Raw genomic sequence first — 13,119 nt, forward strand, 5'->3', positions numbered from 1 at the left:
ATAGGAACGTTATGAGTCTGAATTTTCTGGATTTTGAACAGCCGATTGCTGAGTTGGAAGCGAAAATTGATTCGCTCACTGCGGTTAGCCGTCAAGATGAAAAGCTAGATATCAATCTGGATGAAGAAGTCCAGCGTCTGCGGGAGAAAAGTGTTGAGCTGACCCGCAAGATATTCTCGGATTTAGGTGCATGGCAGATTTCCCAACTGTCACGTCATCCTCTCCGTCCCTATACGCTGGATTATATTCAGCGCATTTTCACTGACTTCGAAGAGCTGGCGGGTGATCGTGCTTATGCTGATGACAAAGCCATTATTGGTGGTCTGGCTCGTATTGACGGTCGCCCGGTGATGGTTATCGGGAACCAGAAAGGCCGTGAAACAAAAGAAAAAATCCGTCGTAACTTTGGCATGCCATCGCCGGAAGGCTATCGCAAGGCTTTACGGTTAATGGGACTGGCTGAACGTTTCAAACTGCCTATTCTTACTTTTATTGATACTCCGGGCGCATATCCCGGTGTGGGTGCTGAGGAGCGTGGTCAGTCGGAAGCTATCGCCCGTAACCTGCGCGAAATGTCCCGCCTCTCTGTGCCGGTTATTTGTACTGTTATCGGTGAAGGTGGCTCCGGCGGTGCGCTGGCGCTGAGTGTTGGTGATAAAGTGAATATGCTGCAATACAGTACGTTTTCTACCATTTCTCCAGAAGGTTGTGCTTCCATTTTATGGAAAAGTGCAGAAAAAGCACCTTTGGCAGCGGAAGCGATGGCAAATACTGCCCCACGCTTAAAAGAATTGAAACTGATCGATACAGTTATTTCTGAGCCATTGGGTGGAGCACATCGCAACTATGATGTAATGGCCGAATCACTGAAAGCACATCTGCTGGCTGATCTTGATGAGCTGAGTGAACTGAATAGTGAAGAGCTGGTTGACCGTCGTTATGAACGCTTAATGCAGTATGGCTACTGCTGATACTGTTATTGAGTACCATTACTGACATACATATACCCTATGGATTTCAAGATGCGTCGCGGCAGCAAGGGAATGAATCCCCGGAAACATAGATAACTATGTGACTGGGGGGAATGAGTGTAGCCCAACAAGAGGCAACTTGAAAGACGACGGGTACAGAGTAAATCATTCTGTTGCAGGTGGAAGTATTGAAGAATAACTCTTCACTATTTCCGCCTGTTTTATTGAGTATCATAAAAAATCAGTAAAACTATACACAATAGATTTCAAATTGCATCTCGGCGGCAAGGGAGTAAACCACGGGAGCATAGATAACTATGTGACCGGAGTGACCGGAGTGACCGGAGTGACCGGGGTGAGCGAGTGCAGCCAACAAAGAGGCAGCTTGAAAGATGAAGTGTATATATTCAATAGATTTAAAGGTGTAACGTTTAAAAAATAACAAACCGGGTTTTTCTATGGCCAAATATAAATTTATTATTTATGCGTTTTCCTGTGTGTTTATCTGGAGTTTTATCCCTTCTATATCGCGTTTTGGGCAGAAAGAGATGGACCATTTCCAGTTTTTATTCTGGTCAAATGTGCTATCCGTGTTGGCTGTTTTTGTGGTTGCAGTCATGATGGGAAGAAACTGGAAACAGCTTTTATTTGTTCCCTTTCCTGTCATGATTAAGGTCTTCGTATTAGGTGCGCTGGACTGTTTTTTCTACCTGCTGCTTTATTATGGTTACTCCATCGAAAACGGTGTTGCTGTTCTGGTGATTCAATATAGCTGGCCGTTGATGATAATCGGGTTATCCTTTTTCCTGTTTAAAGAAAAGTTATCCATTAAACAGATGATAGGCATGGCAATTGGGTTTATTGCCGTTGTGATCACTTTTACTCAGGGAAATATTACCCAAATTTCCGTGCAGCATCCGCAAGCCCTTTTACTGGTATTCAGCGGAGCATTCTGCTTTGCTTTGCTGTCTGTTTTATCAAAGCATTTTGCCATTGATCCTTATATCAGCACATTTTGGGTTTTCGCTAATTCAACCTTAGTTTCTCTCATCTTTTTACTGGCATTCAGCAAATTCAACTGGCCTGTGGGAGACTCACTGATGCCTACCTTGCTGAATGGCATCATATTAAATGGCATATCCTATATTATCTGGTTCAAGGCCATGAACAGCCCCGATTCACCGAAAATAGCGTCCATATTATTTTTATCACCGATATTGTCGATGATGTGGCTGATTTTGTTCTTTGGTGATGAATTTATTCCGGCCTATGTGGTGGGATTAGGGCTTGTCATCATATCCGGCATACTTTGCATCAGCGCAAAGAATAACGCGGATACACAAAATAAACTGCCGGACGATTTTATTGAGGATTGAGATCCCGAGGCGAAAAAAGAGTTTAATCCATAATGAATAAGAAAGATGAGTCTCTGATGCTGACATTAGCTGATCAGATAGGGGCACATAAAAAAATTTTAGTCGGGTTCAGCGGTGGATTAGATTCCACCGTTCTGCTGCATTTACTGGTTCGCCTGCGCCAGCAATTTTCGGGCTCCTGTGGTGGTGAACAGAATTCAGTCACATTAAGGGCAATGCATATTCATCATGGCTTAAACGTAAAAGCAGATGAATGGGTTGCTCACTGTCGCCAGATTTGTGCAGACTGGCAGGTTGATTTTCGGGTTGAAAACGTGATTCTGGATAGTCGTAAAAAAGGCATTGAAGCCGCCGCCCGTGACGCCCGTTATCAGGCTTTTAAACATGAATTGCAGCAGGGTGAAGTTCTGCTGACAGCACAACATCTTGACGATCAGGCGGAAACATTTCTGCTGGCACTAAAAAGGGGCAGTGGCCCTGCTGGGTTGTCTTCCATGCCTTCCAGTATGTCATTTTCCGGGACGACATTAATTCGCCCGTTATTGAATATCAGCCGTGCAGAATTAGAATGCTACGCTCAGGTACACGGATTGAAATGGATTGAAGATGATAGTAATCAGGATGATCGTTATGACCGCAACTTTCTTCGTTTGAATGTTATGCCGTTACTCAATCAGCGTTGGCCACATTTTTCACAGGCCGTTTCCCGTAGTGCTGATTTGTGTGGAGAGCAGGAGCAATTGTTGGATGAGTTGCTGGAAGAATTGTTAAATGCACTGATAACGTCGGAAGGAGCAATGGCTATCTCTCCTCTGGCAACGTTTTCTGAGGCGAAACGAAATGCACTATTGCGCCGATGGCTTAATCGGTATGGCGTCAAAATGCCAGCACGTGAACAACTCCAGCGTATCTGGTCAGAAGTCGCACTTGCCCGGCGGGATGCAGAGCCTCGTTTCCGGTTAGGGCTGCTTGATATTCGTCGTTATCGGCAGCAATTATGGTTGGTTCCTCAGCACCAGCCCCTTACTGGTGTGGTGATTGAATGGGATACAGAGAATGAACTGCAATTACCGGATGGATTGGGGGTGCTTCTCCTTTCTGAAGATAAGGGAGCAGAAAGGGACGCTGTTAATATCAGAGCACCGAGAGATAACGAACAGGTGACTATCCGCTTTGGGATTCAGGCGAATATCAGCATAGTAGGGCGACAGCACTCCCGCCATAGTAAAAAATTGTGGCAGGAGTTTGGTGTCGCTCCCTGGCTCAGGGAAAGAACACCGTTGCTCTACTACGATGATAAACTGATTGCAGCACTGAGTGTTTTTGTGACGAAAGAAGGGCAGTGTCTGGCTGATGATCGGCAATGTTCGGTTCTGTGGCAGAAATTTTGACTGCATATTTTAGCGATTCAGCGATAAAATTTTGGATGATGGTGCGGGTAGGTTACATCAGTGATGATGTAATCTTTTATTATTTAGTAAGTTAATATTCTCTAGTCAAGAAATGATCAAATAAATACTATTTATACTTGAAAGTATGAATCTATGTACTAAATTTTAAAGTGTAGGATAATTCTTAATGAGAAATCTTGCTTGTTAACTTAGTTAATATAAATAAAATCTCTCATGGAGATTCAAAATGTTATTTCTCAAATAATTCTGGTGTGCCCCTATTATTTTTAGAATGATGTATTGATTTATAAATGAGTAATTAAAAATAAATTGATACATTACATTTATCTTGCGATTAATCTTTCTTTATCTTTAGTATGGAATGTAAATGTATTCTAACTAATAATCATATGATTTTAAAATCTGTCCACAGCAGCTCGTAGTGGAGTTATTTATCATAGCCATTTAAAAATAAAAAAGGTTTTGTTATGAAGAAATATAGATATTTAGCATTAGTATTTATTGCACTGATTTATTCTATTTCAGCTAATGCTGGAAATAATGTAGAAAATAACGGTGTGTCCGCTAAGAAATCTGATCCTGTTCATCAACCAAAAGGTAGCAATCTTGCTGCGAAACCTGGGATCAGTTTGATGTTAGAGTGTGGACGTGGTTATGTGGTTGGTGTATGGTCAAATGCTAATCAGTGGAATCAGTGGGCAGTGTGGTTGTCACCAGATGGACGTTGGAGTGGAGGGAAGGCCAAAATATATTGGGAGTATAGTCAATTAAGTACTGACTATGATAGCGGAAAGAATGCTTATGCAACTATTCTGGCTGCTCAGGCTAGTGGGCAGATGGTGGCACTCTATGATGATGACTATGGATCTCGATGTAATACATGGGGTTCAGATTCGTATAAAGGACCACAATTCAATTCAGTGAAAATCTGGTTTCCATAACAATGAAAAGAGTATATTCCTCAATAACAAAAGTCCTCAATTAAACGAGGACTTTTGTTATTAAATAATCCTTTGTTGTGTAGTAAACGAGTTAACCACGTTATTTACAATGCAGAATGTTCAACAACAATCGTGCCAATTTCTGGATTACTGAAACTGATAATGTGATCCAATCTTAATTCACGGGTTTCTTCATTTGATTCAACGATAATATATTCGACTTTTTTTCTCAAAATCAGCTGAGCCGCTTTCCCTTCAAAAATCTCACCACCCCGCAGCTGGATGTGTAAGTGAAGCTGATGCTGGCAAGCTAGCTCAAGGCTCTCGTAATCATCACAGTTTATGGGTTGATATTCAGTATCTATAGACATATTCGCTCACCACTGTGTTAGTGGCGGTTATTGTGCCGCCCGCGATTGACCAAACTCAGATGTAAAAAAATGCTAACTACGACTATAGCACAGTAAGTTTTTCCTGATGACTGTGACTGTATAAGTTTGTTGAGTAACATGAAAAAGCCAATAGGCTAAATTTCAACCTCATTATTAAACAACAAAATTGCGTCATATTAGCGGGATTTTTACCGTGCATTTTAAGATACGGTAAAGTAATGTCAAAGCTGTTCATGTCTGATATGTAACTCATGTTAAAACTGGAGCTTCAGCTACATTTATTGGATGAAAATGATGAATAAGAACATATTGCTTGGTTTGGTCGCATCGGGTGTACTGACTGCGGTTGGATGTCAGAATAACCCTCCTGTACATCAGGTTGAGCCGACATCTGCGAATCAACTTACAATCAATGAGAAAGTGTTTCACGGTGTGATACCTTGTGCTGATTGTGAAGGTATTGAAACGACCTTACAGCTTGCGAAAGATGGCTCGTATATTCTGGAGCAAACTTATCTTAAATCCGGGCAGGAAGAGCCTTTATTTGATACAGGCCGTTGGGTTATCAATGGTAAAAAAGTAAACCTGACCAGCGAAGAGGGTGAAAAAGCCTATTATCAGATGAAGGGCGAAAATCTGGTGATGCTGGATATTCATGGTGAGCCAATCCAGTCGAAATTGAATTATCAACTGGCAAAAGTGACACCTAAAAAAGTGGCAGGAGAATATATTTATTTCGCTGACACGGCTACTTTTACTGAGTGCCGTACGGGAAAACGCTACGATGCCTCGGAAAATATCGATCTGGAGCGGGGTTACAGTGCAACAGGCGTTGAAGGTGGTGATCCTGTTTATGTTGAAGTCGAGGGGTATTATACGCTTCGTCCTTCAATGGAAGATGGGTTGTTTGATAACGCGCTAATTCAGACGGGTAAAATCCATTTTGATAAATTGTCTTCTTGTCAGGCTAAAAAATAAGAAGTAGGCGTTTTTGCTGGATAATGTACTAGGCATATAAAAAAACCTGCGCATTGAATACGCAGGTTTTTTTATTTACTGATGTTGCCTGATAGCAGAATCAAGGCTTCATCAGGATCATTTGGTATTATTTTTCAGGTAGTCAACCACGTTTTCTAGTTTCAGCAGCTGCTTATCACCGGTACGACGGTATTTGTATTCAACTTCCTCGTTATCGAGGTTGCGATCACCAATAACGACAGTATGTGGTACGCCTATTAATTCCATATCGGCAAACATAACACCCGGACGCTCTTTACGATCATCTAAAATGACATCAATACCATTAGCACGTAAATCTGCATACAGTTTTTCTGCCACTTCTTTGACACGGAAAGATTTATGCATATTCATTGGCAGAATTGCTACCTGGAATGGCGCAATTGCATCTGGCCAGATAATGCCGCGATCATCATGATTCTGTTCGATAGCCGCCGCAACAATACGGGTGACACCAATGCCGTAACATCCCATCGTCACAACCTGATTATGACCCTCTTCGTTCTGTACAGTGGCTTTCAGTGCTTCTGAATATTTGGTACCGAGCTGGAAGATATGACCGACTTCAATACCACGCTTGATCAATAGTGTGCCCTGACCATCCGGGCTGGTATCGCCTTCAACCACATTGCGGATGTCTGCAATTTCTGGCAAAGGCAGATCACGTTCCCAGTTAATGCCGAAATAGTGTTTATCATCAATGTTGGCACCGGCACCAAAATCACTCATGACGGAGACAGAACGGTCAATGATAACAGGCATAGGCAGGTTTACCGGGCCTAAAGAGCCGGGGCCTGCGTTAACGATAGCCCGAATCTCTTCTTCAGTCGCGAATTGCAGCGGGCTGGCGACTAAAGCCAGTTTCTCTGCTTTGACTTCATTCAATTCATGATCACCACGAACCAGCAAAGCAACCAACTTGTGTCCGCTTTCTTCAGTGGCATGAACCATCAGAGTCTTGACTGTTTTTTCAATCGGCAGGTTGAATTGCTCTACCAGTTCTGCGATGGTTTTCGCTTTTGGCGTATCCACCACACGCATATCTTCTGCCGGAGCAGCGCGTTCTGTGGATGGCATAACGGCTTCAGCCAGTTCAATATTAGCTGCGTAGTTAGACTCCGTGGAGAAAACGATATCATCCTCTCCGCTGGCCGCCAGAACCTGAAATTCGTGAGATGCACTTCCACCAATAGAGCCTGTATCAGCCATAACAGCCCGGAAATCCAGACCGATACGGGTAAAGATCTTACTATAAGCATCGTACATCTTATCGTAAGTCTCTTGCAGAGATTCCTGAGTAGTATGGAAAGAGTAAGCATCTTTCATGATGAATTCTCGTGAACGCATAACGCCAAAGCGTGGGCGAACTTCATCACGGAATTTGGTCTGAACCTGATACAGACATAGCGGCAGTTGTTTATAAGAAGTCACTTCATTACGAACCAAATCAGTAATGACTTCTTCATGGGTTGGCCCCAGAACAAAAGGACGGGCTCCGCGATCTTCAAAACGCAGTAATTCCGCACCATATTGTACCCAACGACCACTTTCCTGCCATAAATCTGCTGGTTGAACTACCGGCATGGAAACCTCAATCGCACCGGCATTATTCATTTCGTCACGAACAATGTTTTCAACTTTTCTCAACACGCGGACACCGGTCGGCATCCAGTTGTACAAACCTGAAGCGAGCTTACGGATCATTCCTGCACGAAGCATCAGTTTATGACTGACTACTTCTGCATCAGCAGGCGTCTCTTTCAAAGTAGACAGCAAATATTGGCTAGTACGCATAGTAAGTTTCCATTGGACAGCAAATTGCTTCTAGGTGGCAAATGAAGACAGAGCCACCGAACCCAAAAATAAAGTAAACCGTTAGTCTACCAGTGTGTTTGTAATGTCAAAAGGAGTTTTATCCTTCTCATCTTTCAAATTGCCTCATTGTTGGCTACGCTCATTCACCGCAGTCACATAGTTATCTATGCTCCCCGGGACTCACTCCCTTGCCGCCGCGATGTAACTCGAAATCTATTAGAGATAGAATTGTTCGATAGAAACGACTTCTGTTACGGTGCCATTAATTAACCAACGTACGTTAAAATCCAGAATATGAGCAGCATATATCCGGTGCTCCTGCTCTTTTTTACGGTAGGCCGGGCGCGGATCCTGAGCCAGAACTTGGCAGATAAAGCGTCGTAATTGCGGGTAGTTTACCTGATGGCATAAAAGTTGGTGTTCTGCACCTGAAGAAAAACAGACTTCCATATCTGTATCTGGTGCTTCCTGAGCAAAGCCTGCTTTCGCGTCAGGACGTGATTCAGCAAACGGCAGATAAGGTTTGATATCGAGCACAGGAGTTCCATCCACGAGATCCAGACTGCCAAGTTGCAGTAGTATACGATTGTTCTGATAATCAATGCCTTTCAGTTCAACCAAAGACATTCCGATTGGATTGGGGCGGAAAGTTGATCGGGTGGCAAATACGCCCATTTTGGCATTGCCACCTAAGCGGGGAGGGCGAACCAGCGGTTTCCAGCCGCCACTCATCGTTTGGTGAAAAACGAAAACAATCCATAAATGACTGAATTGTTCTAAACCCCGTACAGCATCTGCCTGATTATAAGGAGCAAGTAATTCGAGTTGCCCTGTACCATCTTCTACCAAACCCGGCTGACGGGGAATGGCAAACTTCTCTTTATAGGGAGAATGAATGGTTCCTATTTGAGTAAAATGAAAATCTGCCATAAGTCTGTTTAATTGCCAGTTTTTTTATAATGAATAACTAATTTGTGGTTCTTATTGCCGTACCTTCGCAGATGGCAATTTGATAACAGCCCTGACCAGACATAATGGCACATTGGTGAAGCAGGACAGCATTTGCATTCAGGCGAGAAGCTTTGGCCAGCATTTTTTGCCGCGCAGTTGCAATACTTGCCGGAGGGTCCTGAAATGTATTACGGCAGGATTCTCCGGCCACGGTACCGAGATCTTTAAATGGTGAGCCTAACAGTTCATCTGGCTTTTTATAAAGCCGGACATAAGTTTCCCCCTGATTTCTGAGGGCTGGATATTGTTCAGCTTCAGAATTTTGCCTGTCAGTTTGATTAATCTGAGTTGGCAATGAAGTACACCCAGCTATAAAAAGCGCGATGAAACAGACAGGTAACATACGCATTGAGCTTTATCCTTATTACGGTTGCATCAGTGAGTGTGAGATTCTTTGAGTATCGATTAAACGGATATAAATTTATTTTTCCCAATAAAATGGGCGGATAAAGTATCCGCCCCAGAATTCTAATCGTGATTATCTAAATATGAAAGATTACCAGCCTTTTACTGCTCCACCTTTGAAAGCTTTCTGTGCTTCCTGATTAACTTCAGGAGATTGGTAGGCTTTCACAAAATTTTGGACATTCTCGGCATCTTTATTATCTTCACGGCTTACGATGATATTCACGTAAGGTGAATTTTTATCTTCAACAAAGATACCGTTATTCTCTGCTGTCAGCCCAATCTGCCCGGCGTAAGTATTATTAATAAGAGCCAGCGCGATTTTTTGATCGTCCAGAGCGCGGGGCAGCTGTGGTCCTTCCAACTGAACAAGATCCAGATGCTTAGGATTGCTGGTGATATCCAGAATGGTTGGCAGCAGACCAACCCCCGCTTTCAGTGTGATAAGGCCCTGTTTTTGCAGTAACAACAGAGCACGACCCTGATTGGTCGGATCATTTGGTATGGCAATCTGGGAACCATCCTGAAGTTCATCCAATGATTTTATCTTTTTAGAGTATGCCGCCATTGGAAAAATAAAAGAGTTACCAACAATTGCCAGTTTATAGTGACGCTCTTTCACTTGCTGATCTAAGTAAGGTTTGTGCTGGAAGACATTAACATCAATATCTCCTTTGCTCAGAGATTCGTTTGGCAGTACATAATCATTGAATGTTGTTAGCTCAACATCAAGGCCATATTTCTCTTTCGCCACTTTTTTCGCTACTTCAGCAACTTGTAATTCAGGGCCTGCAATAACACCGACTTTAATGTGGTTTGGATCTTTTGGCTCCTGACCACAGCCTGTGAGTGCTAGTGTGCCTAATAAAGCCCCGATGACTGCAATGGATTTCAATTTCACTGACATATTTTTACCCCTATTGAATACTGATTAATAACCTGTCTTATCAAACGCGTACTACTATAATGAGGCTTTTTGAATGCAAGCCCTAATAATAGGTGCCGATAGTGGCACCTTTTGTTGAAATAATCTTATTTACGATTCAAGGCCTTAACTAAATAGTCACCGCCTAACTGAATCAGGAACACCAGAACAACTAATAATGCCAGTACGGTATTCATCACAGTTGCATTGTAGCCAATATAACCATATTGATAGCCAATCTGACCCAGACCACCGGCACCGACAGCACCACCCATCGCTGAGTAACCAACAAGCGTAATCAGGGTAATTGTGGCCGCGTTGATCAAACCGGGTAATGCTTCTGGCAACAAAATCTTTTTCACAATCTGGAGTGGAGTGGCACCCATTGCGCGTGCTGCTTCAATCAGCCCTGATGGAATTTCTAATAAAGCATTTTCTACCATACGGGCAATAAAAGGTGCTGCACCCACTGTTAAAGGCACAATCGCAGCCTGCAATCCGATTGATGTGCCTACAATCAGCCGGGTGAATGGGATCATCCATACCAGTAAAATAATAAACGGAACAGAACGGGTGATGTTCACCAGCGCAGAGAGAATACGGTATAAAGTGCCATTTTCTATGATCTGACCAGGACGGGTGACATACAAAAGTACTCCCGCAGGTAAACCAATCACGAAGCCAAAAAAGCCGGAAACAAAAGTCATCACAAGCGTTTCCCAGACTCCTTTAGTTAATAATAAAATCATTCCTTCAGACATAACCGAGAACCTCTACTTTTACATGATGCTCTTTTAAAAACGTAATGGTTGATTCAATACTGCTGTTTTCACCATCCAATTCAGCCAGCATAACCCCGAACTTAACCCCTCCGGCATAGTCCATCTGAGAGCTCAATATGCTGATATCGATATTAAAACGACGTACTGCCATGGAAATTAATGGAGCATCAACCGATTTGCCTGTAAATTCCAGTTTCACTAATGGACACTTATCCGATGCAGGCTCAGACTGTAGCTTTTGCAGATAATCTTCAGGTATATCCAAATGTAATGTGGATTGAATAAACTCCTGAGCCACTGGTGTTTTCGGATGGGAAAAGATCGCACTTACCACGTCCTGCTCAATTAGCTGCCCGCCACTGATAACGGCAACCTGATCACAGATGCGCTTAACGACATCCATTTCATGGGTAATCAATAGGATGGTTAACCCTAAACGACGATTAATGTCTTTCAATAATTCCAGAATAGAACGGGTTGTTGCAGGGTCCAGTGCGCTGGTGGCCTCATCACACAACAGGACTTTTGGTGAATTTGCTAAAGCTCGTGCAATAGCGACACGCTGTTTTTGCCCACCGGATAAGTTAGCAGGATACGCATCATGTTTTTCAGAGAGACCGACCAGATCCAGTAATTCACTGACTTTTTTCTTTATTTCTGCTTTTGGCGTGTTATTCAGTTCTAACGGTAACGCCACATTGCCAAATACTGTTCTGGATGACAGTAGATTAAAGTGCTGGAAAATCATGCCAATATGACGACGGGCACGAGTCAGTTCACGCTCAGAAAGAGATGTTAAATCCTGCCCGTCAACAAGAACCTGACCCGAGGTAGGACATTCAAGCATATTTACACAGCGGATTAATGTACTTTTTCCTGCACCAGAAGAACCAATAACACCGTAAATCTGCCCCTGTGGGACATGTAGATTGATATCAGAAAGTGCTTTTATACAGCGCGTTCCTTGTTGAAATACTTTATTTACCTGGTTCAGTTTTATCATTTTTATTCTTTTTCTCTTATGAGATATAAAAGTGAATAACTTGAAAGCATTTGCAACAAGTCATGAATTGATGTGGATGTTAAGGCGTCTAGACGTCTAAGTCAACTAGGAATAAATTAAATGCTGCATTCTCATTCACTAACAAATCATGCGATACTGTCGACTTTGTACATTCTTGGAGCAATCAGGTGACTCAAGGTATTCCCGCTGTATTTTTAGATCGTGACGGCACAATTAACATCGATCATGGCTATGTTCATGAAATAGACAATTTTCAATTTGTTGATGGCGCGATTGAAGCCATGCTTGAATTGAAAAAAATGGGTTATGCACTGGTATTAGTAACAAACCAGTCTGGGATTGCCCGGGAAATATTTACTGAAGATCAGTTCTTGCAGTTAACAGAATGGATGGATTGGTCATTAGCAGACCGGGGTGTTGATCTTGATGGCATCTATTACTGCCCGCATCATCCTGAAGCAAATGATGAACACTATAAAAAGACGTGTGAGTGTCGGAAGCCACAACCGGGCATGTTACTTGATGCACAGAAAACACTACACATTAATATGGCGTCTTCTTATATGGTAGGTGACAAAATAGAAGATATGTTGGCAGCGAATGCCGCAGGTGTTGGAACAAAAGTGCTAGTGCGTACAGGAAAACCTGTCACAACAGAAGCAGAACAGTCTGCTGATTTGGTCATTAATAGCCTTTCTGACCTGCCAAATGTGATAAAAAATAGGCAAAAATAGCCTTTTAGTTTAAATTGTAAGCGCTTGAAAAAGAAATTGTAAAAAACGCTTGCGTTAATTCAGAGGCTCCCTATAATGCGCATCCGTTGTCACGACAAACACACAAACAAGTCGAGATGACAAGAGTTGAAAGCCACGAAAATAAAGGCTTGACACTCAGAGAGGAAAGCGTAAGATACGCAGCCTCGCAACACGGAAGAAATCTTCCGGTTGCCCCGCTCTTTAACAATTTATCAGACAATCTGTGTGGGCACTCGCAAGACCCTATCGACATGCCGAAAGGCAAAAAAGATTAAAGTCTTGAAGAGTGACTG

The 13,119-nt window shown here is 42.7% G+C and carries 13 protein-coding genes; 6 read left to right on the forward strand and 7 right to left on the reverse strand.

Annotated features, from left to right (window positions below):
- Positions 1 to 11 precede the first annotated feature (11 nt).
- The 4 genes from accA to Xinn_RS13575 all read left to right on the forward strand — a co-directional run bounded on the left by accA (position 12) and on the right by Xinn_RS13575 (position 4,700).
- On the forward strand, positions 12 to 971 hold the full coding sequence (gene accA / locus Xinn_RS13555) for an acetyl-CoA carboxylase carboxyl transferase subunit alpha (RefSeq protein ID WP_086955319.1): 960 nt from the start codon (positions 12 to 14) through the stop codon (positions 969 to 971).
- A gap of 458 nt (positions 972 to 1,429) precedes the next feature.
- Positions 1,430 to 2,347 carry a DMT family transporter gene (locus Xinn_RS13565; protein WP_086955321.1) on the forward strand — a complete coding sequence of 306 codons (918 nt, stop codon included), beginning with the start codon at positions 1,430 to 1,432 and terminating at the stop codon, positions 2,345 to 2,347.
- 32 nt (positions 2,348 to 2,379) lie between these two features.
- Complete coding sequence (gene tilS, locus Xinn_RS13570; protein WP_086955322.1) at positions 2,380 to 3,738, forward strand: tRNA lysidine(34) synthetase TilS; 1,359 nt, start codon at positions 2,380 to 2,382, stop codon at positions 3,736 to 3,738.
- Positions 3,739 to 4,226: 488 nt separating this feature from the next.
- Positions 4,227 to 4,700 carry a hypothetical protein gene (locus tag Xinn_RS13575; RefSeq protein WP_086955323.1) on the forward strand — a complete coding sequence of 158 codons (474 nt, stop codon included), beginning with the start codon at positions 4,227 to 4,229 and terminating at the stop codon, positions 4,698 to 4,700.
- A gap of 104 nt (positions 4,701 to 4,804) precedes the next feature.
- Here Xinn_RS13575 and rof read toward each other — a convergent pair whose 3' ends face one another.
- Positions 4,805 to 5,071, reverse strand: coding sequence for a Rho-binding antiterminator (gene rof, locus Xinn_RS13580; RefSeq protein WP_086955324.1), 267 nt, complete (start codon positions 5,069 to 5,071; stop codon positions 4,805 to 4,807).
- A 312-nt stretch (positions 5,072 to 5,383) separates the two neighbouring features.
- Between rof and nlpE the strand changes: the two genes are divergently transcribed.
- A complete protein-coding gene (nlpE, locus tag Xinn_RS13585) occupies positions 5,384 to 6,070 on the forward strand; it encodes an envelope stress response activation lipoprotein NlpE (RefSeq protein ID WP_339373504.1) in 687 nt (228 codons plus the stop codon).
- 117 nt (positions 6,071 to 6,187) lie between these two features.
- On the opposite strand, the gene proS is transcribed toward nlpE, so the two are convergent.
- The 6 genes from proS to metN all read right to left on the reverse strand — a co-directional run bounded on the left by proS (position 6,188) and on the right by metN (position 12,050).
- Positions 6,188 to 7,903, reverse strand: a complete 1,716-nt coding sequence (proS, locus tag Xinn_RS13590; RefSeq protein ID WP_086955325.1) for a proline--tRNA ligase — start codon at positions 7,901 to 7,903, stop codon at positions 6,188 to 6,190.
- Positions 7,904 to 8,140: 237 nt separating this feature from the next.
- Entirely contained in the window at positions 8,141 to 8,854 is a 714-nt protein-coding gene (gene tsaA, locus Xinn_RS13595; protein WP_086955326.1) for a tRNA (N6-threonylcarbamoyladenosine(37)-N6)-methyltransferase TrmO, read from the reverse strand.
- Between the two features lie 37 nt (positions 8,855 to 8,891).
- Entirely contained in the window at positions 8,892 to 9,284 is a 393-nt protein-coding gene (rcsF, locus tag Xinn_RS13600; RefSeq protein ID WP_086955327.1) for an Rcs stress response system protein RcsF, read from the reverse strand.
- Between the two features lie 147 nt (positions 9,285 to 9,431).
- Complete coding sequence (locus tag Xinn_RS13605; RefSeq protein WP_086955328.1) at positions 9,432 to 10,247, reverse strand: MetQ/NlpA family lipoprotein; 816 nt, start codon at positions 10,245 to 10,247, stop codon at positions 9,432 to 9,434.
- Positions 10,248 to 10,372: 125 nt separating this feature from the next.
- On the reverse strand, positions 10,373 to 11,026 hold the full coding sequence (locus Xinn_RS13610) for a methionine ABC transporter permease MetI (protein ID WP_086955329.1): 654 nt from the start codon (positions 11,024 to 11,026) through the stop codon (positions 10,373 to 10,375).
- A complete protein-coding gene (gene metN / locus Xinn_RS13615; protein ID WP_086955330.1) occupies positions 11,019 to 12,050 on the reverse strand; it encodes a methionine ABC transporter ATP-binding protein MetN in 1,032 nt (343 codons plus the stop codon). Before metN ends, Xinn_RS13610 begins: the two co-directional genes overlap by 8 nt.
- Before the next feature lie 188 nt (positions 12,051 to 12,238).
- On the opposite strand from metN, the gene gmhB reads away from it, so the two are divergent.
- Positions 12,239 to 12,805 (forward strand): D-glycero-beta-D-manno-heptose 1,7-bisphosphate 7-phosphatase, encoded by a 567-nt coding sequence (gene gmhB / locus Xinn_RS13620; RefSeq protein WP_086955331.1) that lies wholly within the window; start codon positions 12,239 to 12,241, stop codon positions 12,803 to 12,805.
- Positions 12,806 to 13,119: the final 314 nt, after the last annotated feature.

Source organism: Xenorhabdus innexi, from assembly GCF_002632485.1.
Classification (GTDB): Bacteria; Pseudomonadota; Gammaproteobacteria; order Enterobacterales; family Enterobacteriaceae; genus Xenorhabdus; species Xenorhabdus innexi.

Excerpts from the sequence above, each read along its gene's own strand:
- accA (WP_086955319.1), top strand. The coding sequence starts at position 12 with ATGAGTCTGAATTTTCTGGATTTTGAACAGCCGATTGCTGAGTTGGAA.
- Xinn_RS13565 (WP_086955321.1), top strand. The coding sequence starts at position 1,430 with ATGGCCAAATATAAATTTATTATTTATGCGTTTTCCTGTGTGTTTATC.
- tilS (WP_086955322.1), top strand. The coding sequence starts at position 2,380 with ATGAATAAGAAAGATGAGTCTCTGATGCTGACATTAGCTGATCAGATA.
- Xinn_RS13575 (WP_086955323.1), top strand. The coding sequence starts at position 4,227 with ATGAAGAAATATAGATATTTAGCATTAGTATTTATTGCACTGATTTAT.
- rof (WP_086955324.1), bottom strand. The coding sequence starts at position 5,071 with ATGTCTATAGATACTGAATATCAACCCATAAACTGTGATGATTACGAG.
- nlpE (WP_339373504.1), top strand. The coding sequence starts at position 5,384 with ATGATGAATAAGAACATATTGCTTGGTTTGGTCGCATCGGGTGTACTG.
- proS (WP_086955325.1), bottom strand. The coding sequence starts at position 7,903 with ATGCGTACTAGCCAATATTTGCTGTCTACTTTGAAAGAGACGCCTGCT.
- tsaA (WP_086955326.1), bottom strand. The coding sequence starts at position 8,854 with ATGGCAGATTTTCATTTTACTCAAATAGGAACCATTCATTCTCCCTAT.
- rcsF (WP_086955327.1), bottom strand. The coding sequence starts at position 9,284 with ATGCGTATGTTACCTGTCTGTTTCATCGCGCTTTTTATAGCTGGGTGT.
- Xinn_RS13605 (WP_086955328.1), bottom strand. The coding sequence starts at position 10,247 with ATGTCAGTGAAATTGAAATCCATTGCAGTCATCGGGGCTTTATTAGGC.
- Xinn_RS13610 (WP_086955329.1), bottom strand. The coding sequence starts at position 11,026 with ATGTCTGAAGGAATGATTTTATTATTAACTAAAGGAGTCTGGGAAACG.
- metN (WP_086955330.1), bottom strand. The coding sequence starts at position 12,050 with ATGATAAAACTGAACCAGGTAAATAAAGTATTTCAACAAGGAACGCGC.